23 protein-coding genes are annotated in these 23,448 nt (G+C 67.0%); 16 read left to right on the forward strand and 7 right to left on the reverse strand.

All coding sequences use genetic code 11. The features are described 5' to 3' along the window. Positions 1–48: 48 nt before the first annotated feature. The 5 genes from P0D62_RS03585 (at position 49) to P0D62_RS03605 (ending at position 4,547) form a co-directional block, all read left to right on the forward strand. A complete protein-coding gene (locus P0D62_RS03585; protein ID WP_275701255.1) occupies positions 49–1,389 on the forward strand; it encodes an MATE family efflux transporter in 1,341 nt (446 codons plus the stop codon). 170 nt (positions 1,390–1,559) lie between these two features. Beyond that, positions 1,560–2,039, forward strand: a complete 480-nt coding sequence (locus P0D62_RS03590; protein ID WP_275701256.1) for a hypothetical protein — start codon at positions 1,560–1,562, stop codon at positions 2,037–2,039. Continuing rightward, on the forward strand, positions 2,039–2,257 hold the full coding sequence (locus P0D62_RS03595) for a helix-turn-helix transcriptional regulator (protein ID WP_275701257.1): 219 nt from the start codon (positions 2,039–2,041) through the stop codon (positions 2,255–2,257). The genes P0D62_RS03590 and P0D62_RS03595 overlap by 1 nt, the downstream gene beginning before the upstream one ends. Before the next feature lie 128 nt (positions 2,258–2,385). After that, positions 2,386–3,327, forward strand: a complete 942-nt coding sequence (trxB, locus tag P0D62_RS03600) for a thioredoxin-disulfide reductase (protein ID WP_275701258.1) — start codon at positions 2,386–2,388, stop codon at positions 3,325–3,327. 188 nt (positions 3,328–3,515) lie between these two features. Continuing rightward, positions 3,516–4,547 carry a lactonase family protein gene (locus P0D62_RS03605; RefSeq protein WP_275701259.1) on the forward strand — a complete coding sequence of 344 codons (1,032 nt, stop codon included), beginning with the start codon at positions 3,516–3,518 and terminating at the stop codon, positions 4,545–4,547. Here P0D62_RS03605 and P0D62_RS03610 read toward each other — a convergent pair. Then, positions 4,540–5,460 (reverse strand): enoyl-CoA hydratase/isomerase family protein, encoded by a 921-nt coding sequence (locus tag P0D62_RS03610; RefSeq protein WP_275701260.1) that lies wholly within the window; start codon positions 5,458–5,460, stop codon positions 4,540–4,542. The genes P0D62_RS03605 and P0D62_RS03610 overlap by 8 nt on opposite strands. 202 nt (positions 5,461–5,662) lie before the next feature. Here P0D62_RS03610 and P0D62_RS03615 point away from each other — a divergent pair, with 202 nt between their 5' ends. Continuing rightward, positions 5,663–6,424, forward strand: a complete 762-nt coding sequence (locus tag P0D62_RS03615; RefSeq protein ID WP_275701261.1) for an MIP/aquaporin family protein — start codon at positions 5,663–5,665, stop codon at positions 6,422–6,424. 56 nt (positions 6,425–6,480) lie between these two features. Then, positions 6,481–8,001 (forward strand): glycerol kinase GlpK, encoded by a 1,521-nt coding sequence (gene glpK, locus P0D62_RS03620; RefSeq protein ID WP_275701262.1) that lies wholly within the window; start codon positions 6,481–6,483, stop codon positions 7,999–8,001. A gap of 88 nt (positions 8,002–8,089) precedes the next feature. Here glpK and P0D62_RS03625 read toward each other — a convergent pair whose 3' ends face one another. Next, on the reverse strand, positions 8,090–9,058 hold the full coding sequence (locus P0D62_RS03625; RefSeq protein WP_275701263.1) for a sugar-binding transcriptional regulator: 969 nt from the start codon (positions 9,056–9,058) through the stop codon (positions 8,090–8,092). Between the two features lie 141 nt (positions 9,059–9,199). Between P0D62_RS03625 and P0D62_RS03630 the strand changes: the two genes are divergently transcribed. Both P0D62_RS03630 and P0D62_RS03635 read left to right on the forward strand, forming a co-directional pair. Further along, positions 9,200–10,912 carry a glycerol-3-phosphate dehydrogenase/oxidase gene (locus P0D62_RS03630; protein ID WP_275701264.1) on the forward strand — a complete coding sequence of 571 codons (1,713 nt, stop codon included), beginning with the start codon at positions 9,200–9,202 and terminating at the stop codon, positions 10,910–10,912. A gap of 299 nt (positions 10,913–11,211) precedes the next feature. Beyond that, entirely contained in the window at positions 11,212–12,810 is a 1,599-nt protein-coding gene (locus P0D62_RS03635; RefSeq protein WP_275701265.1) for a cation:proton antiporter, read from the forward strand. Between the two features lie 12 nt (positions 12,811–12,822). Here the strand turns inward: P0D62_RS03635 and P0D62_RS03640 are convergent, their stop codons facing one another. Both P0D62_RS03640 and P0D62_RS03645 read right to left on the reverse strand, forming a co-directional pair. Next, a complete protein-coding gene (locus tag P0D62_RS03640; protein ID WP_275701266.1) occupies positions 12,823–13,218 on the reverse strand; it encodes a sigma factor in 396 nt (131 codons plus the stop codon). 64 nt (positions 13,219–13,282) lie between these two features. After that, entirely contained in the window at positions 13,283–13,861 is a 579-nt protein-coding gene (locus P0D62_RS03645; protein WP_275701267.1) for a thymidine kinase, read from the reverse strand. Positions 13,862–14,061: 200 nt separating this feature from the next. Here P0D62_RS03645 and P0D62_RS03650 point away from each other — a divergent pair, with 200 nt between their 5' ends. The 7 genes from P0D62_RS03650 to P0D62_RS03680 all read left to right on the forward strand — a co-directional run bounded on the left by P0D62_RS03650 (position 14,062) and on the right by P0D62_RS03680 (position 20,599). Then, positions 14,062–15,285, forward strand: coding sequence for an ABC transporter substrate-binding protein (locus P0D62_RS03650; protein WP_275701268.1), 1,224 nt, complete (start codon positions 14,062–14,064; stop codon positions 15,283–15,285). Positions 15,286–15,367: 82 nt separating this feature from the next. Next, positions 15,368–16,252, forward strand: a complete 885-nt coding sequence (locus P0D62_RS03655; protein ID WP_275701269.1) for a branched-chain amino acid ABC transporter permease — start codon at positions 15,368–15,370, stop codon at positions 16,250–16,252. 1 nt (position 16,253) lies between these two features. Beyond that, positions 16,254–17,231, forward strand: a complete 978-nt coding sequence (locus P0D62_RS03660; protein ID WP_275701270.1) for a branched-chain amino acid ABC transporter permease — start codon at positions 16,254–16,256, stop codon at positions 17,229–17,231. Then, a complete protein-coding gene (locus P0D62_RS03665) occupies positions 17,228–18,013 on the forward strand; it encodes an ABC transporter ATP-binding protein (protein ID WP_275701271.1) in 786 nt (261 codons plus the stop codon). The genes P0D62_RS03660 and P0D62_RS03665 overlap by 4 nt, the downstream gene beginning before the upstream one ends. Then, positions 18,006–18,707, forward strand: coding sequence for an ABC transporter ATP-binding protein (locus P0D62_RS03670; RefSeq protein ID WP_275701272.1), 702 nt, complete (start codon positions 18,006–18,008; stop codon positions 18,705–18,707). The genes P0D62_RS03665 and P0D62_RS03670 overlap by 8 nt, the downstream gene beginning before the upstream one ends. A gap of 1 nt (position 18,708) precedes the next feature. Further along, on the forward strand, positions 18,709–19,356 hold the full coding sequence (locus P0D62_RS03675) for a CBS domain-containing protein (protein WP_275701273.1): 648 nt from the start codon (positions 18,709–18,711) through the stop codon (positions 19,354–19,356). Positions 19,357–19,663: 307 nt separating this feature from the next. Then, positions 19,664–20,599 (forward strand): aldo/keto reductase, encoded by a 936-nt coding sequence (locus P0D62_RS03680; protein WP_275701274.1) that lies wholly within the window; start codon positions 19,664–19,666, stop codon positions 20,597–20,599. Between the two features lie 453 nt (positions 20,600–21,052). Here P0D62_RS03680 and P0D62_RS03685 read toward each other — a convergent pair whose 3' ends face one another. The 3 genes from P0D62_RS03685 to P0D62_RS03695 form a co-directional block, all read right to left on the reverse strand. Beyond that, positions 21,053–21,232: a hypothetical protein gene (locus tag P0D62_RS03685; protein ID WP_275701275.1), complete on the reverse strand. Its 180-nt coding sequence runs from the start codon at positions 21,230–21,232 to the stop codon at positions 21,053–21,055. Next, positions 21,229–21,876, reverse strand: coding sequence for an NUDIX hydrolase (locus P0D62_RS03690; protein ID WP_275701276.1), 648 nt, complete (start codon positions 21,874–21,876; stop codon positions 21,229–21,231). The genes P0D62_RS03685 and P0D62_RS03690 overlap by 4 nt, the downstream gene beginning before the upstream one ends. Positions 21,877–22,045: 169 nt before the next feature. Continuing rightward, a complete protein-coding gene (locus P0D62_RS03695) occupies positions 22,046–23,389 on the reverse strand; it encodes an adenylosuccinate synthetase (protein ID WP_275701277.1) in 1,344 nt (447 codons plus the stop codon). Between the last annotated feature and the right edge of the window lie 59 nt (positions 23,390–23,448).

The raw sequence follows: 23,448 nt of genomic DNA on the forward strand, positions 1-23,448 counted from the left end.
TGGTCGGGATACGTTAGGTTAACCTCACCTAACTAATTCGGAGGTTTCATGGTGCGCACTGCTCCTGTATTTCAGCGCAAGGGTCTTCTGCGACTGAGTTGGCCGCTGCTGGTGGTCACGGTGCTCACGTTGCTGGCGACGCTGGGCAACGTGGTGCTGCTCAGCATGGCCTCAGCAGACCTGAATGCCGCCGTGGCGACGGCCAATCAGCTGCTGGGCGTGGTCTACGACCTCTCGGTGATCTTCAGCATCGGCGCTCTCGTGGTGATCGCGCAGCTGCTGGGAGCCGGGGCGATCGGGGAGGCGCAGCGCTCCTCGGTGCTGGCGCTGCGGGCCAGCATGGTGCTCGGCCTGGTGATCGCCGGGGGCATCGCGGCGCTGGCACCGGTGCTCGTCCGCTGGATCAACACGCCGGCGGAGATCGTCGACGACGCGGTCGCCTACCTCTGGGTGGTGGCAGCGGGCCTGTTCTTCAACGCCTACATCGTCACTGCGTCGGCGGTGCTTCGCGCTTACGGACGCACGGTGGCCCTGCTGGTGCTGGGCGTCCTCGTCAACCTGCTCGACGTCGCGCTGCTCGCCTTCTTCCTGTTGGTGCTGCAGTGGGGTCCAGTGGGCGCCGCGATGCCCACACTGATCGTGCGCGGCCTGGGCATGCTGCTGCTGTGGTGGCTCGTTCGGCGCGCCACGGGCGTGCGGGTGCTGGGTGCGCTGCCGCCGCGGGAACGGACGGTGGATGGCGGGCCCGCTCGGATGGCGAAGTTGTCGCTGCCGAGTGTGGTGGAGAACGCGGTCTACAACCTGGCCATCGTCGCCACCGTCTCCCTGATCAACGCGCTCGGCACCGACACCATCAACGCCCGTTCCTATGCGCTCACCCTGACGGCATTGGTCACCGGAGTGATCCTCGCGTTGGCGCAGGGCAACGAGACGATCGTCGGATGGGATGTCGGTGAGCGCGACGCGGCCCATGCCCGTCGCCAGACGCTGCGCACGGCCGTCGGAACGGCTGTCGCCTCGGCGCTGCTCGCAGCCGCGCTCTGGGCGGGGGCAGATGTGGCCTTGTCCATCTTCGGCCCGAACGCCACGGTCCTCGCCGGTGCGAAGGAAGCGCTGGCGATCAGCATCGTGCTACTGCCGCTCTCGGCGGTGACCGCCGTCGTCTACGGGGCCCTTCGCTCGTCCGGCGACGTGGTGATCCCGATGATCTACTCGGTGGCCTCCAGCGTCGTGGTGCTGGTGCCGCTGTCCTGGCTGCTCGTCTCCCAGCTGGGCCTGGGCGTCGCCGGAGCCTTCTGGGCGCTCGCTGCGGCCGAGGGGGTCAAGGCGGTGCTGCTCTTGGGGCGCCTGCTGCGCGGCAGTTGGGTGTCGCGTCCGTCTCTGACGTAGCCCATCCACCCGACATATCTGAAAACCCAGATACGGCTGGGAACGGGACGGAGTAGCGTCGCTGCGCCCGGAGGGGCACGGGGACGAGAAAGTTCTGTCAAGGGTGCTTGACGTCAAGTGAGCTTGACTGTACAGTCAACTTTACAAGACAGGCGTAGAAAGGAGCCGACATGAACACCTCGACCCCCACACCCCAGCCAACCGAAAGCCGCTGGGGACGCCCGTGGTTCGGCGGCAATACCCGCACCTTGATCGTGCTCTCCGTGGTGCTCGGTCTTCTGCTCGATGCCGGACTCGGGTGGCTGTTCGTTCTTCTCGAGCCAGCCGACATCTCCCCCTTGGCGATCTTCATCGTCGGGTTCTTGGTCTTCCTGCCCTTCTCTGTGGGGCTCATGTGGGGGATCCTCGTCGACTTCAACAGTCTTCCCGGGACGGTTGAGGATGCGGAGGACTCGGTCGAGAGCAGATGGCTGCTGCGAGCCGGCGCGTCGGCCTTCCTCGATCTGATGGTCACGATCGGCGTCGTCGCCGGCGTCCTCAGCTTCGTCGAGATCGACCTGGACATCACGTGGGTGCTGCTGGGGCTGTTCTTCGTCGGCTCAGTGGACTTCAGCATCCGCTACTTCGTGCTCACGAGGAGGGAAGGCTGATGCGCAACTCGTTGTCAGAGCTGCGGGCCGACCGGGGCTGGTCGCAACAGCATCTCGCCGACCAACTCGGGGTCTCTCGTCAGACGGTCATCTCATTGGAAAAGGGGCGGTTCGATCCGTCGCTTCCCCTGGCGTTCCGGATCGCGGCCGAGTTCGAATGCACCATCGAAGACGTGTTCTTCCCGGATCCACCTGCCGCTGCGGGCGACGGATCCTGACACGCAAGAGGTTCTGCCGGTAGGTGTTGCCTATCCGCGGAGCCTCTTGTGCACGCCAGCAGAGAACGAGGTGAGTCCTATACCCAGGGGCGCATAGGATGAGGGGGTTGTCATTCGTCAGGAGGATCATGTCCGAGGCACAGGTACACGAGGTCATCATCGTTGGGTCGGGTCCCGCGGGATACACCGCCGCCATCTACGCGGCGCGCGCCAACTTGAAGCCGATCGTGTTCGAGGGGGCGTTCACCGGTGGCGGTGCGCTGATGAACACCACCGAGGTGGAGAACTTCCCCGGTTTCCCCGAGGGCATCATGGGCCCGGATCTCATGAACAACATGCGCGCCCAGGCTGAGCGCTTCGGCGCGGAGCTGATCACCGACGATGCCATCGAACTCGACCTCACCGGCGACATCAAGATCGTGAAGGACTCCTCCGACGAGGAGTACCGCGCCAAGACCGTGATCCTTGCCATGGGCTCCGGCTATCGCAAGCTTGGCCTGCCCGATGAGGATCGGCTGTCCGGCCGTGGCGTCTCGTGGTGCGCCACCTGCGACGGCGCCTTCTTCCGCGACGTGCCCATCGCCGTGATCGGCGGCGGCGACTCCGCCGTCGAAGAGGCCACCTTCCTGTCGCGTTTCGGGTCCAGCGTCACCATCGTGCACCGTCGCGATCAGCTGCGCGCCTCCAAGATCATGGCCGACCGCGCCGAGCGCGACCCCAAGATCGACTTCGCATGGAACTCCGTGGTGAGCGGCATCAACGGCGAGAACAAGGTGGAGTCCGTCACCTTGACCGACACCGTCACCGGCGAGCAGCGTGAGCTGCCCGTGAGCGGGCTGTTCGTCGCCATCGGCCACGACCCGCGCTCCGAGCTGATCACCGGCCAGGTGGATCTGGACGCCGAGGGCTATGTGCTCACCGCCAACGACTCCACTGCCACCAACCTCCCCGGCGTCTTCGCCTGCGGCGACCTGGTGGATCACCGTTACCGCCAGGCCATCACTGCCGCCGGCAGCGGCTGCTCGGCCGCGCTCGACGCGGAGAAGTACCTGCAGTCGCTGGCCGACTGATACGGACGCTCCTTTCGAGGCTCCTCGCAGAGCTCGTCGCTCCTCAAGGAGCGTGAGGAAGGTGCGTTCACCGACGGTGGCTGGAGCTGCGGGGCCAGGGGGCGTTGCGCTTCGAGGAGCGTGCGGAAGGTGCTCTCGTCACGCGAGCAGCACGATCCGAGGAGCGTGGGGTGACTACGATGGCGCCCATGACTCACACGCCCTTGGTTCTGGTCGGCAATGCGAAGGACGGCAGCGTCTCCGTCCTTCGGCTCACGGAGGGTCGGCTGGAGCCGGTCTCGCGCAACGCCGTCGGCGTGGGATGCGCCACCTTCGCCGTCGACGCGGCCCGTGATCTGGTCTATTGCGCGACGAGGGAGCCAGAGCCGGGCCTGGTCACGCTGCGCCTGAACCGGGAGACCGGCGAACTGGTGGAGGTCTCGCGACGGGCGATCAGTGACACCGTCGCCTACGTCGAGCTCGCCAGTGACGGGGCCGTGCTGCTGGCGGCGTCGTATCACGGAGGCTGGGGTCGGGCGTGGCCGATCGTCGACGGCGTGCTCGGGGAGCCCGGGCCCGCGATCGAGTATCGCAACGTGCACTGCGTGCTCGCCGACCGCCAAGGAAAGCATGCGTACTTCGTCTCCCTCGGTGACGACCTAGTGGCGCAGTACGAAGTGGGCCGTGACGGCGCTTTGTCGCCGCTTGCGCCCGAGACCGTGAGCGTCCCGGTGGGGTCAGGGGCGAGGCACCTCGTGCTGTCGAGTGACCAGCGTTCCGCATATCTGGTCACCGAGTACACCGGCAAGGCCATCCGCTTCGACCGCGATCTCTCCACCGGCGCATTGACGATGGCCGAGTCCGTCGACATCGTCGACCCGGCCTTCGGGCTGGCGGTCAGCCGATACGGTGCGAACCCCCAGGCCGAGCATCTGATCTGGGGCGCCGACCTCCACCTCGCCGTCGGGGATCGCTGGCTGTTGTGCTCCGAGCGTTCCGGATCGACGCTGGCCAGCGTGCGGCTGGGGGATCACGGGGAGCTGGCCGAGGTCGTCGACTTCACCGGTACCGAGACCCAACCCCGTGGCTTCGGCGTCGCGCCCGATGGCCGGCACGTCGTCGTGGTGGGCGAGGCCTCGGGTGCCGCGACGCTCTACCGCCTCGAGGACGACGGAAAGCTCACCACCCTCGACCACATCGCCACCGGAGCCGGGCCCAACTGGGTCCGCTTCGTCAGCTGAAGAGGGCGTCGATCTCGGCGGGGGTGACGTCTTCCAGGCGGTCGTGGCGCCACTTCGGGGAGTTGTCCTTGTCGATCAGTAGGGCCCGGACGCCTTCGGGGAAGTCGATGGGCAGCGTCACCTTCACCAGAGCCAGGTCCTGGGCCAGCACCTCGGGCAGTGTCATCGACGTGGCGTTGCGCAGGGCGCGGAGGGCGACGTGCACGCCCAGCGGGCTGCGCTCTCGGATGTCGGCGGCGGCCTTGTTGGCGTCGGGATGCGGATGGGCCTCCAGTCGGCGCACGATCTCCAGCGCGTCGTCGCCGACGTAACACTCCTCGATCCAGGCCTTGTCGTCGTCGAACATCGGTGCGGGCAGCTCCCCGTCGGCGGACTCGTCGGCCATGCCCAGCCGGATGGCGTCGCCTCCCGTGAAGGTGGCCGAGGACAGCGCGATGTGCACGCCGCGGGCACCCGCTCGAGAGAGCTGATACATGATGCCGACGTCTGGGGCGAAGCCGATCTTGGTCTCCGGCATCGCGCACAGGGTGTTGGCGTAGACGATGCGATGCGAGGCGTGCGCGGTCAGCCCCAGCCCGCCGCCCATGGTGACGCCGCGCATGTAGGCGGTGATCGGCTTGGGGTAGGCGCCGATGAGGGCGTTCATCTCGTACTCGCGGACGAAGAACCGCTCCCAATCGGCACCGTCGGTGACCAGGCCCGCGAGCTGGCGGATGTCGGCGCCGGCGCAGTACCCGCGTTCCCCGGCGCCGTGCAGTTCGACGGCGACGATCTCGTCTGAATCCGCCCATTCCTTCAGCGTGTCGAGCAGGCCGTCGATCATGGCGGGGGTGAGGGCGTTGATGGGCCGAGGACGGTTGAGGGTGATCCGGCCCACGCCGTCGCGGACCTCGAAGAGCAGCTCGTCGGTCATGGCCGAAGGATACGCCTGCTAGAAGGGGTGCACGTTTTGTGCCTAGCCACGGGCCAGTGTTCAGATTCCCAGACGGGATTTGCACGTTCGTTCAGAGATATGGCGCATGCGTGCATCGCAGGACAACAATGGCGGGTAAGTCCTTTGCGTCTACGACAGACGCCCTACTGACACCAGAGCTGGTGTCGGAAAGTGAGCAACCATGACTCTAGGCACGATCTTCCTCTCGGAGGTAGTCGGCACTGCGATGCTGATCCTCCTTGGTGCTGGTGTGGTGGCCAACAACATCCTCCCGAAGAACAAGGGATTCGGGACCGGTGCGCTGCACATCAACTTCGGCTGGGGCCTCGCGGTCTTCGCCGGTGTGCTCGTCTCCTACAAGTCCGGCGGACACCTGAACCCTGCCGTCACCGTCGGCGTTGCGGTCTCGGGTGCTGAGACCTTCGTCGAGGGCATCCCCGTCAACGCCACCTCGATCCTCACCTACATCGCTGCGCAGATGGTGGGTGCCTTCATCGGCGCCGTTCTCGCCTTCCTCGCGTACAAGAACCAGTTCGATCAGGACGCTCCGGCCGCTACCAAGCTCGGCGTCTTCTCCACCGGTCCCGAGGTGCGCAGCCCCTTCTGGAACACCATGACCGAGATCATCGCCACCTTCGTGCTGGTCTTCGTCGTTCTCGCCTCCGGCAATTGGGGCGATTCCAACACCGCCACCCCGGGTGGCCTCGGCTGGCTCGGCGCGCTCGGCGTGGCCATGCTGGTCGTCGGCATCGGCGCCTCCCTCGGTGGCCCGACCGGCTACGCCATCAACCCCGCTCGTGACCTGGGTCCCCGCATCGCGCACGCCGTGCTGCCGATCAAGGGCAAGGGTTCCTCCGACTGGGGCTACGCCTGGGTTCCGGTGGTCGGCCCCCTCATCGGCGGCGTCCTGGCCGGCGCAGCGTCCTTCGTCCTGCTCCCCTGATCCGCTCCGTCCCCGTCAGCCACAAGCCACAACGTTGTGAAAGGAACACACACTAAATGACTGAGAAATTCATCCTCGCCATCGACCAGGGAACCACCTCGTCGCGAGCCATCGTCTTCAACCGCGAGGGACGCATCGTCTCCGTCGGTCAGAAGGAACACGAGCAGATCTTCCCGCGCGCCGGGTGGGTCGAGCACAACCCCATCGAGGTGTGGGAGAACGTCCGCGTCGTGGTGGCCGAGGCGCTGAGCAAGGCCTCGCTGAACGCCGCCGACATCCATGCCGTCGGCATCACCAACCAGCGCGAGACCACCGTCGTGTGGGACAAGACCACCGGTGAGCCCGTCTACAACGCCATCGTCTGGCAGGACACCCGCACCGGCAAGATCGTCGACGAGCTCGGCGGCGAGATCGGCCAGGACCGCTACAAGGAGCGCGTCGGCCTGCCGCTGGCCACCTACTTCTGTGGTCCGAAGGTCAAGTGGATCCTCGACAACGTCGACGGTGCCCGCGAGCGTGCGGAGGCCGGCGACCTGGTCATGGGAACCATGGACACCTGGGTGCTGTGGAACATGACCGGTGGTGTCGATGGCGGCGTGCACGTCACCGACGTGACCAACGCGTCGCGCACCATGCTGATGGATCTCAAGACCCTCGACTGGGACGCCGAGATCGCCGCGGACATGACCATCCCGCTGTCGATGCTGCCGCAGATCAAGAGCTCGGCCGAGGTCTACGGCGAGGGCCGCGCGCACGGCATGCTGGCCGGCGTGCCAATCGCCGGCATCCTCGGCGACCAGCAGGCCGCCACCTTCGGCCAGGCCTGCTTCGAGCCCGGCATGGCGAAGAACACCTACGGCACCGGCAACTTCATGATCATGAACACCGGCACCGAGATCGTCCCGTCCAAGAACGGCCTGCTGACCACCGTCTGCTACAAGATCGGCGACAACGCCCCGATCTACGCACTCGAGGGCTCGATCGCCGTCACCGGCTCGCTGGTGCAGTGGCTGCGCGACAACCTGCAGATGTTCGACTCGGCTCCTGAGGTCGAGGAGCTGGCGAAGTCGGTCGACGACAATGGCGGCGCCTACTTCGTGCCGGCGTTCTCGGGCCTGTTCGCCCCGTACTGGCGTGCCGACGCCCGCGGTGCGATCGTCGGCCTCACCCGCTACGTCAACCGTGGCCACATCGCCCGCGCCGCTCTGGAGGCCACCGCCTACCAGACCCGCGAGGTGCTGGACGCCATGGAAGCCGACTCCGGCGTGAAGCTGGCCGAGCTGAAGGTCGACGGCGGCATGACCGCCAACGAACTGCTGATGCAGTTCCAGGCCGATCAGCTGGGCGTCAAGGTCGTGCGTCCGGTGGTCGCCGAGACCACCGCGCTCGGCGCCGCCTACGCAGCCGGTATCGCCACCGGCTTCTGGGAGGGCGAGCAGGACGTCATCGACAACTGGGCCGAGGACAAGAACTGGGAGCCCGCCGCGGACTCCGACGAGCGCGAGCGCCTCTACCGCAACTGGAAGAAGGCCGTCGGCAAGACCCTCGACTGGGTCGACGACGACGTCAAGGAGTGAACTGACACCACACGACAGCGGTGCCGCCGGGCTCAGCCCGGCGGCACCGCTGCGTTGTGGCCCCGTCCGGAACACAACGGTCAGGAGCTCAGCCGCCGTGGGCGTCCATGCGACGGAGGGTCTCGCGCGCGGTCTCCTCGTCGATCACCAGGTCAGTCATCACGCCGAGCCGGAGCGCGCCCAGCAGGGGTGCCACCTTGGAGGTGCCGGCGACGACGCATAGGCGCTTGGGGATGGTGCGCAGTTCCGACGGGGTGATGCCGGTGGCGCGCTGGTTGATGGGGATGTCGCGCCAGCTGCCGTCGCTGCGGACCATCACGGTGCAGACGTCGCCGACGACCCGGTCGCGTCTGAGCTCGGCGAGATCCTCGCCGCTCAGGTAGTTCGCCGAATAGACGTGCGACTGGAGTTCCGAATCGAGGCTCCCGACGCCGAACAGCGCGATCCGGCACTCGGAGCGGACCCGCAGCATGTGCCGGGTGCTGCGCTCCTTCCACATCGCCGCGCGGGTGGCGGGGTCGTCGAAGAAGGCCGGCAGTGCGAACAGCTGCTCCTGGCCGCCGAAGGCCTGCGCGAACTGCGCGAGGATCGTTCCGGTGTAGGGCAGGCCGGTGGTCTGGTGGTTGGCGCCGCCGTTCATGCCGGTGACCATCACGCCGTTGAGCGCACGGGGACGGAGATGACGGGCCACGGCCTCGACGGTGGTGCCCCACGCGATGCCCAGCACGTCGCCGTCGGTGACCCACCTGCCGAGGACATCGGCGGCGAGCTTGCTCACCTGGTCGAGACGGTAGAGGCTCGATGCGCCGGGACGCACCCGCACCAGGTGCGCGGTGATGCCGAAGCGGCGCGAGAACTGCTCGGCGATGTGGTTGAGGGGTTTGGCCGGGTCGACGATCTTGACCTGCACCAGTCCGGTCTCCCGGGCCTCCTTGAGCAGTCGCGAGACCGTGGAGCGCGACACCCCGATCTGGTGGGCGATCGACTCCATCGTCTCGGCCTGGATGTAGTACATCTGGGCGACCGTCATCAGCCGGCGTGAGTGCTGCTCATCCATCGTGCTCTGCCTACCTTCCTCGGCATCCGTGCACTCACCCTACCCGCAGCCTGCATGAACGTTCAGAAGGCTTGAGTTATTCGTGCAAACGTACTTAGGTGGGCCTAAGGGCCGTGTCCTACATCACGCAAAGGAGCAGATATGTCGGTGGAGCTATCACTTGGTCAGCGGAATCGGTCGATCGAGGCGATGCGATCGCAGGAGTTCGACGTGTTGGTCGTCGGCGGGGGTGTGACGGGCGCCGGCATCGCGCTGGACGCGTCCGCGCGCGGCCTCAGCACGGCCGTCATCGACGCGCAGGACTGGGCAGCGGGGACCTCGTCGCGGTCGTCGCGCCTGGTGCACGGTGGCCTGCGCTACCTCTACAACCTCGACTTCAAGCTGGTGGCGGAGGCGCTTCGCGAACGCGGACGCCTGTTGAGCGTCACCGCCCCTCATCTGGTGGAGGCGCAGCCCTTCCTGTGGCCGCTGCGCACCCGTGCCATCGAGCGCGCCTACTCGGCGGTGGGCGTCGGCATGTACGACGCTCTGGCTCGGATCGGCACCGGCGGCAAGAAAACGGTGCCCTTCCAGAAGCACCTGTCCAAGAAGGGCGCCATCGCCCGCTTCCCCGACATCGCTCCCGACTCGCTGATCGGCGCCATCGAGTTCTACGACGCCCGTGTCGACGACGCCCGCCTGGTGATCACGCTGATCCGCACCGCCCTGAAGTACGGCGCCGAGGCCGCCAGCCGGGTCCGCGTGACCGGCATCCTCAAGGAGGGCGGACGCGCGGTCGGCGTCGAGGCCACCGACCTGGAGACCGGCGAGTCGCTGGTGATCCGGGCCAAGCGCATCATCAATGCGACGGGCGTGTGGACCGAGCAGACCCAGGATCTGGCCGGCGGCACCGGCGGGCTCAAGGTGCTGGCCAGCAAGGGCATCCACATCGTCGTTCCGAAGGAGCGGCTGAAGGGCCAGTCGGGCATGTTCCTGCGCACCGAGAAGTCGGTGCTGTTCATCATCCCGTGGCAGCACTACTGGGTGATCGGCACCACCGACACGGCGTGGCGCGAGCAGCTGAAGCATCCCGTGCCCACGTCGGCCGACATCGACTACGTCCTCGAGCACGCCAACGCGGTGCTCTCCACGCCGCTCACCCGCGACGACATCATCGGCACCTACGCCGGCCTGCGTCCGCTGCTGCAGCCGAAGGTGCTGGACGAGTCGAAGTCGACGAAGGTCTCGCGCGAGCACACCGTCAGCGAGGTGGTTCCCGGGATGGTGGCCATCGCCGGCGGCAAGCTGACCACCTACCGCGTGATGGCGGAGGACGCCGTCGACTTCGCCCTGGGCGAGCCCGAGGCGAAGCGCCGTCCGTCCGTGACGGAGACGCTGCCGCTGCTCGGTGCCGACGGCTTCGCGGCCGTGCGCAACCGGAGCCAGAGCCTTGGCGCGCGTTACGGCTACGACGCCGACCGGATGAAGCACCTGCTGGCCCGGTACGGCTCGGAGCTGCCCGAGGTGCTGGCCACCATAGACGCCGACCCGTCGCTGGCTGCGCCGTTGAAGAACGCCCCGCGGTTCCTCCGAGCCGAGGTGCGCTGGGCCTGCACCACGGAGGGTGCGATGCACATCGAGGACATCCTGGTGGCCCGCGTGCGACTCAACTCCGAGTCCCGCGACCGTGGCGCCTCCGTCGTCGACGAGGTGGCCGAGATCGCGGCCGAGGCGCTCGGGTGGGACGAGGCCCGCGTCGCGAAGGAGAAGGAGAACTACCTGGCCCGAGCCGCAGCCGAGCTGGCGGCCGAGAACGAGTCGTCCGACGCGGCCGCTTCCGCGGCGCGTGTGGTGGCGGAGGACATCGTCGGGTAGTCGCCAAGATGGACCGCTAGGGGGCGGAAAGCCAGAGGGCCGAGGTGCGTATCGATGCACCCCGGCCCTCCGGCTTGCCGCTGTTTCGCCATGGGAAGCGAAGGGCAAGTAAGAGGCCGGGCGTCCCTTGGGGGGCGGACACCCGGCCTAAGTGTGCTCGGCACCTCGCTGGCTCTTGGGGGGCACCAGCGCGCCGTAGCACTCCCCTATTGTGCCTTGTGTAGGTCGCATCGATCAAGTCGAGATCGTGTTTTGTCCGGATTTGTCGTGTGAGAGCCGATTTTAGGTAGGAAATGAGCATGGAAATCGCGTTGCTCCTGGCGATGGTGGCGATCTGTGGTGCCGCCGTGCTGGCCCCGCGGCTGAACGTCGCGGCCCCGCTGTTGTTGGTTGCCCTGGGCATCGTCGTGGGCTTCCTGCCGGGGATCCCGCCCATAGAGGTGGATCCGGAGTGGATCCTCGCGGGACTGCTGCCGCCGCTGCTCTACTCGTCGGCGGTGTCGATGCCGGCCATGAACTTCCGTCGCGAGTTCGCCCCGATCGCCGGGCTGTCGGTGCTGCTGGTGATCGTCAGCTCCGTCCTGATCGGCTTGCTGGTGTGGTGGCTGATGCCCGGGTTGGGACTGTGGTGGTCGATCGCGCTTGGCGCCATCGTCAGCCCCACCGACGCGGTGGCCACGTCGATCGTGAAGTCGATCGGGATCTCGCCCCGGATCACCGCGATCCTCGACGGCGAGGGCCTGCTGAACGACGCCACGGCGCTGGTGATGCTGCGCACCGCGATCGCCGCGACGGCCGTGTCGGTCTCGTTCTGGGGTGTGGCCGGGCAGCTGTTGTACTCCGTCGTGGTGGCGGCGCTGATCGGCTTGGTGGTGGGGAAGCTGAATCTCAAGATCCGGTCCCGCATCGCTCACCCGACGGCGACCACCGCGCTCAGCTTCGTGGTGCCCTTCGTCGCGGCCTTGCCCGCGGAGGGACTGGAGGCGTCCGGTCTGGTGGCGGCCGTGGTCGCCGGGCTGATCACAGGACACGGGGCCGCGCGGCACCTCTCACCCATGCAGCGTCTCTCCGACACCCAGAACTGGCACACGCTCGAGTTCGTGCTGGAGGGCACGATCTTCCTGCTGATGGGCCTGGAGCTGCATGCGCTGATCCTCGACCTCCCCGTCGACGCGTCCTCCGTGCTGCTGCATGCCGTGGGCGTCGCGCTGCTGGTGCTGGTGGCGTCGGTGCTGGTCAGGGCCGGCTTCGTGGCGCCCCTGCTGTACTGGTTGAAGGGCCGCTCGCGACGGCGCCGCCAGATCCAGCCGATGCTGCAGAAGATGCAATACGCCATCGACCAGGGCGTCATTCCGAAACGGGTGGAGAACTCGCGCTTCGGCCGCGATCCCGAACAGCTTCGGGTGCGGCTGCGTCGGATGTTGGCCGACATCGACTATTTCCTCGCCTCCCCGCTCACGGCCCGCGACGGTGCCGTCGTCGTGTGGGCCGGCATGCGCGGCGCCGTGACGCTGGCCGCGGCGCAGACCCTTCCGGTGGAGGCGCCCAACCGGTCGCTGCTCGTGTTGATCGCGTTCCTGGTGGCGGGCCTCTCGCTGCTCATCCAAGGCGGCACGCTGCGTGGTTTCGTGCGACGGGTCAAGCCCACGCCGGGGCCGTCGGAGGAGGAGCAGGCGCTCGAGCGGGCCGACCTGGTGGGCCTCACCGAACAGGCGGCTGCCGAGGTGGCAGGCGACCCCGTCGGCCCCGGCTACGAGCTGGCCGTGATCGAGGCCAAACGCGAGGCGCTGCTCGTCGCCAGGGACGACGGCCTGTTCGACGCGGCGGCTCTGACCACCCAGCTTGCCGCCCTGGATGCCGACGAGATCAGCCTGCGGCTGCGCAACCCGGAGTTGTAGCGCCCGCCGAGGCTACGAATCCTCGTCCGCTTCGCTGGCGCGAGGGATGGCGATGCCGCCGCCTCCGAGATCGTCGTCGTGCTCGTCCACGCCGACAATGTGGAACTTCTCGGACGACCAGTCGTCGGCGGTGCCGCTCGCGTCGGCGGCCCGTCGGTCGTGGGTGATCTCGGTGGGCACCTCGCGGCGCCAGGGACGACGTGCTTGGTCGACGACGATCGTCACCAGGGCTCGCCGTACGTAGGCCAAGCGGTTGTCGACGCGTCGCCAACGCCGATGCAGTCGCAGAAGCGCATCCTGCACGGCGTCCTCGGCGCGTTGCCGGTCGCCGCAGAGCAGATAGCCGGTGCGGCACAGCGTGACGAAATGCTCCCTCACGAACCGGTCGAACTCATCGTCGATGTTCACCGCCACCTCCTCTTATTACCCCTTAGACGTAGCGGGTGGCTCTTCGGGTTGGGGTGGGGAGGATCTACGCTGAGCGCTCGGCCCAGTAGCACTCGGCGCAGCGGCTCTCGTAGGTGACGTTCTGGCCTTCGATGCTCACCTGGTCGCCGTCGAAGACCACCTTCCCGTCGACCATGCGCGTGTTGAACACCGCCTTCTTGCCGCAGCGGCAGATGGTCTTCAGCTCCTCGATGCTGTGGGCCAGCTCCAGCAGGCGCTGCGCGCCCGGGAAGGGCTGGGTCAGGAAGTCAGTGCGCAGGCCGTAGGCCAGCACGGGCAAGCCGTGGCGGACCACCACCTGCATCAGCTGGTCTACCTGCTCCCGGGCGAGGAACTGCGCCTCGTCGATGAACACCGCCGAATAGTCGCCGCCATCCAGCAGCGGGGTGAGCAGGGCGGTGACGTCGTCGTCGTGATGCACCAGCGCATCCACTTCGCGGGCGACGCCGAGCCGGGAGACCACCGTCGTGTTGCCCTTGGTGTCGACGGCGGGCTTGAGCACCAGCACCTTCCGGCCGCGCTCCTCGTAGTTGTAGACGGCCTGGAGCAAGGCGGTCGACTTGCCGGAGTTCATCGCCCCGTAGCGGAAATACAGCTTGGCCATGGACGCCAAGAGTAGGGCAGGCCCTGGTTTACGACGCGGGGGTGACCGCGAAAAGCGCCACGCTCGGCGTCGAGCGGCTGGGGAAGAAGGTTGCAATAGGGTCACAATCGCGTCCGAAATGCACCCCAGGTGGGCGCGCCTCGACGCGGAGTGCTTAGATTCAAGGCAGAACGGCGTGCTGACCGTCTTGTTGCCACGCCATGACGACGATCAATCAATGGGAGATCAACATGAATGTGAGCCGACGCACGCTCTTGGGTGCAACCGCGGCCGTCGCGGTGGTTGGCGCCACCGCCTGTAACGCCAGCCCTCAGGCTTCGACGCCGAAGGACGGCGGCAGCGAGGGCGGTGGCGACACCGTCAAGCTGGGCGTGAACTACGAGCTCTCCGGCGACGTCGCCACCTACGGCCTCGCGTCGGTGGCCGGCATCAATCTGGCGGTCGAGGAGATCAACGACGCCGGCGGCGTGAACGGCAAGAAGATCGAGCTCGTGCAGGTGGACAACCAGTCCAAGGCTGAGGAGGCCACCAGCCTCGCCACCCGCCTGATGACCCAGGACGGCGTCATCGCGGTGATGGGCCCCGCGACTTCCGGCGGCTTCAAGGCCACCATTCCGGTCGCCAATGACAAGAAGGTTCCGGTGGTCTCCGGTTCCGCCACCGCCGACGACGTGACCTGGGACGGCACCACCGTCCAGGAGTACGCCTTCCGCATCTGCTTCAACGACTCCTTCCAGGGCACGATCATGGCCCGCTTCGCGGCCAACAACCTGTCGGCCAAGAAGGCCGCGATCGTCAAGGACAACAGCTCCGACTACTCGAAGGGCCTGGCCGCCGCGTTCACCGCGGAGTTCGGCACCCTGGGCGGCAGCATCGTCGCCGAGGAGTCCTTCGTGGCTAAGGAGACCGACTTCAACACCATCCTGACCCGCCTCAAGGGCCAGAGCTTCGACGTGATCTACCTGCCCGGCTACTACAGCGAGGCCGGCCTGATCATCAAGCAGGCGCGCGAGCTGGGCATGGAGCAGCCGGTGCTGGGCGGCGATGGCTTCGACTCGCCCGTTCTGCTGGAGCTGGGTGGCGCTTCCGCGCTCAACGACGTGTACTTCACCAACCACTACTCGTCTCTCGACGAGGACGAGAACGTCGCCGCCTTCATCGAGGCCTTCAAGGCGGCCAACAACGACGAGGAGCCCAGCGCCTTCAACGCCCTCGGTTACGACCTGGCCAAGTTCGTCGCCGACGCGGTGGGCCGCGCGAGCGCGCTGACCGGCGAGGCCGTGCAGAAAGCCATGGCGGAGACCAAGGGCTTCGTCGGCATCACCGGCACCTTCGACATGGACGAGCACCACAACCCGGTGAAGTCGATCGTCGTGGTCGGCCTCAAGGACGGCAAGCAGGACACCAGCGAGAAGATCATCTGACCGTATTCACGTGTCTAGTCAGGGTGCGGACCGGAAGGGAACTTCCGGTCCGCACCCGAAACGATTGAGGGGAGGTGGCCGCGTGACCGAGCTGTTTCAACAGATCGTCAACTCACTGTCGCTGGGCAGCATCTATGCGCTGATCGCGCTGGGCTACACGATGGTCTACGGCATCATCAAACTGATCAACTTCGCCCATGGTGAGATCTACATGCTGGGTGCCTACACGGGCTACTACGCGATGGCTCACTTGCACGTGAACTTCTTCGTGGCCCTGTTGCTCGCGATGATCTTCTGCACCGTGCTGGGCGTGACGATCGAACGCATCGCCTATCGGCCGTTGCGGAACTCGACGCGGCTCGCGGCGTTGATCACGGCCATCGGCATGTCGCTGCTCCTGCAGTACACGACGATGGCCATCGTCGGTCCCGACTCGCGCGCCTACCCGGGCCTGCCGAGCTTCATGACCGGCTCGTTCAGCGTCGGTGGCGTGCTGATCAAGAACAGCCAGCTGGTGATCATCGGAGTCTCGGTGGCACTGATGGTGCTGCTGCAGTTCGTGGTGAAGAAGACCAAGATGGGCAAGGCCATGCGGGCCGTCTCCCAGGATCCGGACGCCGCGCGGCTGATGGGCATCTCCGTCGACCGCACCATCTCCTTCACCTTCGCCCTCGGCTCCGCCCTCGCCGGTGCGGCCGGCGTGCTGGTGGGCGTCTACTACAACTCGATCAACCCGCTGATGGGCGTGCTGCCGGGCCTGAAGGCGTTCGTCGCGGCCGTCTTCGGCGGCATCGGCATCATCCCCGGCGCCCTCATCGGCGCCTACGTCATCGGTGGAGCCGAGACCCTCGTCTCCGGGCTGGGCTACTCGCTCTTCCGCGACGGCGTGGTGTTCGCGATTCTGATCGTCGTGCTCATCGTCAAGCCCACGGGCCTGTTGGGCAAGAACGTGCGGGAGAAGGTGTGAGATGAGCGCCGTCAAGAACATTGCATTGCGGTTGATTCCGTTCCTCGCCGCGTACCTCATCGTGCTGGCCCTGTTGAACCTTGGCATCATCGACGACTACTACTTCGCCACTCTGGTGACCATCTGCATCAACATCATCCTGGCCGCCAGCCTCAACCTGGTGGTGGGTTTCACCGGCCAGCTGTCGCTGGGGCACGCGGGGTTCATGGCGATCGGCGCGTACACCTGCGCCATCATCACCATGCGGATGCCGACGTTGCTGGGCTTCGTCATCGGCGTCTTCGCCGGAGCGGCGCTGGCCGCCGTCGCGGGCGTGCTCGTCGGGTTGCCGACGCTGCGGCTGCGCGGCGACTACCTGGCCATCGCGACCCTCGGCATGGCCGAGATCATCCGCGTCGCGGTGCTCAACATGGACGACGTCACCAACGGCGCCGCCGGCCTCTCGGGGATCCCGCGCTTCGTCGACTGGAACTCGCTGTTCCTGTTCACCGCCCTCACCTTGGCGCTGCTGTGGAACTACATCCGCAGCTCGCAGGGTCGTCGTGCCATCGCGGTGCGCGAGGACGAGATCGCGGCCGAGGCGATCGGCATCAACACGACGCGGGCCAAGGTGCAGGCGTTCACCATCGGCGCCTTCTTCGCGGGCGTCGGGGGTGCGCTGTACGCGTCGTACTTCTACGTGCTGAAGCCGGAACAGTTCGGCTTCCTGAAGTCGATCGACATCCTGGTGATCGTGGTGCTCGGCGGCTTGGGCTCGATGACCGGGACCATCATCGCCGCGGCCCTGCTGGCGATCGTCTCCGTGATGCTGGCCGACATCGCCAGCGCGCGCATGATCGTCTACGCGCTGCTGCTGATACTCACCATGATCTTCCGGCCGGGCGGACTGATGGGCTCGCGCGAGCTGAGCCTGAAGGTCTTCGGCCTCGGCAAGAAGAAGGACGACGCCAAGCCCGCCGAGAAGGAGGTGGCGCAGTGAGCGTCTTGACCGTTGACAAGCTCACCCGGCACTTCGGCGGCCTGACCGCCGTCTTCGAGGTGTCGATGCATCTGGAGGAGGGCGAACTCGTCGGCCTGATCGGCCCCAACGGCGCCGGCAAGACCACGTTGTTCAACCTGCTCACCGGCGTCTACCCGCCGTCGAGCGGCACCATCGAGCTGACCCTCGACGGCGTCAGCACGTCACTCGGTGGCAAGGCACCCAACAAGATCTGCGCCGCCGGCGTGGGTCGCACGTTCCAGAACATCCGCCTGTTCAAGGAACTGACGGTGCTCGAGAACGTGCGCTCGGCGCTGCAGCAGAACGAGCGCTACTCGTTGTTCACCGCCTTCCTGCACACCCCGCCCTACCGGGCGACGGAGCAGCGGATCACCGACGAGTCGATGAAACTGCTCGACGTGATGGGCCTCGCGGCCAAGGCCGAGGAGCTGGCCAGCAACCTGTCCTACGGCGAGCAGCGCCACCTTGAGATCGCGCGAGCTCTTGCCACCCGACCCAAGCTGCTGCTGCTCGACGAACCGGCTGCCGGCATGAACCCCAACGAGACCGCGGAGCTGACGGGCCTGATCGCCAAGCTCCGTCGCGACTTCGGGCTCACCGTGCTGTTGATCGAGCACGACATGTCGCTGGTGATGAAGATCTGCGAGCGCATCTACGTGCTCGACCACGGGATCGTGATCTCGTCGGGCCTGCCCGCCGAGGTGCGCAACGATCCCAAGGTGATCAAGGCGTACCTAGGAGAAGAGGCCCCCCATGCTTGAGGTTCGCGATCTGCAGGTGCACTTCGGCGTCATCAACGCCATCAAGGGCATCTCCTTCGATGTGGCTCAGGGCGAGATCGTCACCCTGATCGGTGCCAACGGCGCGGGCAAGACCACGACGCTGCGCACGCTGTCCGGGCTGAAGAGGCCCACGTCGGGCACCATCACCCTGGAAGGTGCCGACATCACCAAGATGTCGGCGCAGGCGCGCGTCACCAAGGGCCTGTCGCAGGTGCCGGAAGGGCGTCGCGTGTTCCCGGAGATGAGCGTCCTCGAGAACCTCGAACTCGGGGCCTTCCTGCGGCGCACCGTCGACGCGGCCGACTACGACGAGGTCTACGACCGCTTCCCCGTGCTGGCCGAGCGACGCAAGCAGCTGGCGGGCACCCTCTCGGGCGGGGAGCAGCAGATGCTGGCCATGGGGCGCGCGATGATGGCCAAGCCGTCGGTGCTGCTGCTCGACGAGCCGTCGATGGGTCTGGCGCCGCTGCTGGTGCAGGAGATTTTCGACATCATCGTCAAGATCAACAAGGAGTCGGGCACCACCGTGCTGCTGGTGGAGCAGAACGCGAATATGGCCCTGCAGATCGCCCACCGCGCCTACGTGATGGAGACGGGCTCGATAGTCTTGTCTGGTACAGCTGCGGAGCTGGCGCAGACCGACGAAGTGAAACGCGCGTACCTGGGAGGCTGACATGTTCGTCAAGTATCGGATGACGGCGAACCCCTTCACCGTGGGGCCACGGGTGCCCATCCCCGAGGCCGCCGAGTTGATGGCCGGATACGGCGTGCGGCACCTGCCCGTCGTCGACGAAGGCCAGGTGATCGGGGTGATCTCGAAGAACGACATCGCCGCTGCGGGGCCGTCGCAGGCCACCACGCTGGCCGCGTCTGAGGCCACCTATCTGCTGTCCAAGCTGAAGGTGTACCGGGTGATGAGCAAGCCCGCGTTGACCATCTCGCCGGATGCGCTGCTGGAAGAAGCTGCCGTCATCATGCGCGACGAGAAGATCGAGATGCTGCCGGTGGTCGACGACGGTCGGTTGGTCGGTGTGATCACGGAGAGCGACATCCTGGATTCGTTCATCGACATCCTCGGCTTCCGCGAGCATGGCACCCGGCTCACCATCGAGGCCAAGGACGAGCCCGGCGTGCTGGAGAAGATGAGCGGAATCACGGCCGCCCACGACGCCAACATCACGCACTTGGCAGTGCACCGCGGCAGCGGGGAGTACAGCGTGGTCATCGTCGGGTTGAACACGTTGAACACCGACGAGATCGAGGCCGATCTGGCTGCGGCGGGCATGAAGGTCGTCGCCAAACTGACCAACGTCCACATCTGACCGACCAGACGACGACAACCGCGTGCCCCGTCGGCCAAGCCGGGCTGACGCTCTTTGAGGTGCGGAGCGCAGCGGAGCCTCGACAATCAAGGCCAGCGCGGAGCACTGATGACGCTCTTTGAGGTGCGAAGGCTCAGGGGCGAGGAACGAGCCCCAAAGCCGAAGCCTCGAAAAGAGCTGACTGGCAGCCTGACAATGGTCGCTGCCATAGGTCACGCTGGCTCTCCTCGAGGCTCCTCGCAGAGCTCGTCGCACCTCGAAGAGCGTGGGCGATAGGCTGTCGACTGGTCGAACGAGGAGGATCAGGATGAAGAGCGTTCCGTTTGCGGGAGCACAGGCACCGGCGGTAGTCGCCGGGATGATGCGGATCATCGACAAGAGCGACGAGCAGATCCGCGAGTTGTACGACGCGGCGCGTGGCTCGGGCGTCGACTTCTTCGATCATGCCGACATCTACGGACGCGATCACGGCTGCGAGCGTCGCTTCGCCGAGGCACTCCGACTGAGCCCCGCGGAGCGTGGAGAGATCACGATCCAGACCAAGGCCGGCATCGTTCCCGCCGAGGCTGGAACCTATTTCGACTTCTCCTACGAGCATCTCGTCGGCCAGGTGGAGGGGTCGCTGCGGGCGTTGAACACCGACTACATCGACGTCCTCCTGCTGCACCGTCCCGACGCCCTCGTCGAGCCCGAGGAGGTGGCCCGGGCCTTCGACCACCTGGAGGCCTCCGGCAAGGTGCGGGCGTTCGGCGTCTCGAACCACACCCCTCGCCAGATCGACTTGCTGCGCACCGCCGTGCGCCAGCCGATCGTCGCCAACCAGATCCAGCTGTCGATCACGCACGCGCCGGCGATCGCGCAGGGCATCGCGGCGAACATCGCCGGAGCCGACCAAGCCCTGACCCTCGACGGCGGTGGCGTCCTCGACTACTGCCGACTGAACGGCGTCACGGTGCAGGCCTGGTCGCCGCTGCAGTCGGGCCGTCCGGGCGTCGGCACCTTCCTTGGCGCCCCCGAGTTCCCGGAACTGAACGCGGCCATCGACCGCCTGGCCAAGGCCTACGACGTCACCCCGCTCGGCATCGTCACCGCGTGGCTCACCCGGCATCCCGCGCAGATGCAGGTGGTGCTGGGCACCACCACCCCATCGCGGATAGGCGAGGCCGCTCGCGGCTCCGACGTGGTGCTCACCCGCCCGGAGTGGTACGAACTGCTCCGCGCCGCCGGCTACTTCGTCCCGTAACCTCGACAGTTGGGGAGAGCGCGGAGCACTGATGACGCTCTTTGAGGTGCGTAGGCGTCAGGCGAGGAACGAGCCCAGAGCCGTAGCCTCGACAGGTGGGGAGAGCGCGGAGCACTGATCACGCTCTTTGAGGTGCGAAGGCGTCAGGCGAGGAACGAGCCCAGAGCCGTAGCCTCGAAAAGAGCCCACGCGACGGTCCGCAGGAAGTTGGCCACGGTTGGCTACTCGTGCTGCGAACCCCGTAGTTGATACACCTGGTAAGTAGCTAATTGATCTAATCAACAGAGCACTTGGACCCGTGGGTGAGTCTGCTTTCGGCTGCGCGCAGGCTCTTTTCGAGGCTCGCTTCGCTCGCACCTCAAAGAGCGTCGTTGGTGCTTCGCGCTGGCCTTGATTGTCGAGGCTCGCTTCGCTCGCACCTCAAAGAGCGTGAACGGACTCCAGGCTCGGGTGTTAGTTGTCGGGGTCGTCGAGGGGGGCGGTGCGCTGCTGGTCGAGCCAGTCGGCCTCGTCGACCAGGTCGGAGGGCGAGGTGATCCGGTCGGGTTCCTCGGTGGGGTCGGTTGGGGTGAGCTGATCCACCAGGTCGGCTTCGGGAACCTCGGTGGTGGGGTCGATGCGGTCGTCGGTCATCTTTCCTCCTCGGTGTTTTCGTCGGTCCATCGCCAGAGTTTGGGTGGGCGTCCGCCGGAGGTGGGCGCCAGGCCGGCCTCGGTGAGGCCGGGGGTCTTGGTCAGGTCGCGATTGAGGTTGGCCCGGTGCGGTTCGCGGCCGGCGAGCTGCGTGGTGATCGCGACGGCGTCAGTGGCCGTGAACTGTGGGCCGGTGAGCGCCCGGGTGAAGTGGAGGTCGCGCCAGAGCAGGTCGGCCAGCAGCCGGCGCGATTGGGCGACGATCTGGTCGTGGTCGAAGGCCAGCTGCGGGGGATCGTCCAGACGAACCCAGCGCATGGACGCATCGCCGTCGTCCGGCGAGGGGAGCGCGGCCCACATCGCGATGGAGAGGGACGGTCCGCGCGGATCTCGCGACGGTTCGTCGAAGGTGCGCAGCTGGCCGAGTGCCGTGGGCGGTTGGGACAGCCCCAGCTTGTCGAGCGCCCGCCCAGCCGCGTGCTCCAGCCGCTCGCCGCTGAGCACGACGACGCCAGGCAGGGCCAGTTCGCCGTCGAACGGTGGCGCCGTTCGGTGATGCACGCCGAGCAGCACCTCACGCGCCGACCGGTCGTAGGCCAGGGCTACGACGTCGACCGAGACTACGCTGAAAATGCCCTCTGACATGGTCTGACAAGCCTACTCGCGTCTCGGTCGGTTGGGGATGGTCGAGGGGAAGGCGATCGACCCGGATGCCGCCGCAGCACGCTGCCGAGGTGGTCGCGCCCATCGTGGAGGGGGCCCGTCGTTGGTCGAGCTGAGGGGCGCGTCGGCCTGGCTCGAGTTGCTCACCGCTCTACACGAATGCCATCAGCCGACGGTCGAGGCGAGATGGGCCGTCGGACGTCAGGACGACGGGGGCGCCGACGGCCTCTGAGATCAGCGCCAAGACTTCGTGGTCGTTGTGGGGGAGCGGTTCCAGGCTGGGGTGGGCAGATGATGCGGTGACAGTGAGGGCGTCGAGCTGGTTCAGGTCTTGGCCAGTTGGCAGGGGGAGGGGATCGGGGTCGCCGTCCCAGGTACGGGCGACGCATAGCCCGCCGTGCGCGAGGGCGTCGAGATGCGAGACGCCCACGCCGTCGATCCGTCCGGCGACCTTCGCGGCGTAGCGCAGGGCCGGCAGGTCGAGGTGCCCGGTGCGCCAGCTGCCCTGGTAGAGGCCGGGACCGTTGTCGGGCTCGGGCAGCTCCAGGGTGCCGTCCTCGGTGGGCATCGGCCCGTGGCCGTGGCGCGTGGCGTAGGTGCGGGTGAGGCCCAGCACGTACGGTCGGTGGCCGGCTGCGGTCAGGCCCGCGACGAGGTGCCGCGGAGTGACCGTCGCCCAGGTGGTGTGCGGATGGAAGCCGTGCCACTCGTCGAGAAGGAGGCCCTGTGAGCCCTCGAAGATCACCGTGCCGGCGTCGAGGGCCTCGGAGATGGCGGCGTCGATGTCGTCGACGATCCGGATCTCTCGTGCGACCGTCATCAGTTCGTCGGTCATCTCGGCGACGGAGGGATGGCGGGCGTCGGCGTCGTCGACCAGGTTGAGGAGAGGACGGGCGTAGGTGGCGAGGGCGTCCAGGGCTGCCGTCGTGGTGGTGCGATCGGCCAGGTCGCCGAGACGGAGGGCAGGAACGGCAGGTGCATCGGCGGGGCAGGGGAAGTTGCCGATCAGTTCGCTGCGTTTGGCGAGTTGCTGGATGGCCAGGTCGTAGGCGACGGTCTCGCCGATGCCCAGGCCGGTCGAGCCGTGCCGAGCGGTGCCGCGCAGGATCTCTCGCGCGCGGTTCATAGCCGCGTGGATCGGGGTGGTGACCAGGCAGGTGGCATCGGCCGTGATCAGGCCGAGCGGGTCGGCCACGCCTTTCGTCTCCAGCTCAGCCGCTTCGGCGTTCAGCAGGAGGGGATTGACCAGCATCGGCGCCCGCAGGATGGTGGGCACGCCGAGGAAGGTGGCCGAGCCGAACTGGCGGAACGTGTGGTGCCGCGGCCCGTGCCGCACGTTGTGAGCGGCCTGGGCGCCGCCCGACCACCGCACCACGGCGACCGTGTCGTCGATGGTGGAGGCGAGATAGTCGACGGTGGCGCCCTTCGACTCGTCGCCATAGCCCAACCCGACGACGACGATGGCCTGCCGAGGCGCGGTGGTGAGCGGTGTCATGGTGTCTCCTTTTGAGTTCACGCTCCTTGAGGTGCGAGGCCGCCCGCGGCCGAGCCTCG

It is taken from the genome of Tessaracoccus caeni (genome assembly GCF_029211185.1).
GTDB classification, from domain to species: domain Bacteria; phylum Actinomycetota; class Actinomycetes; order Propionibacteriales; family Propionibacteriaceae; genus Arachnia; species Arachnia caeni.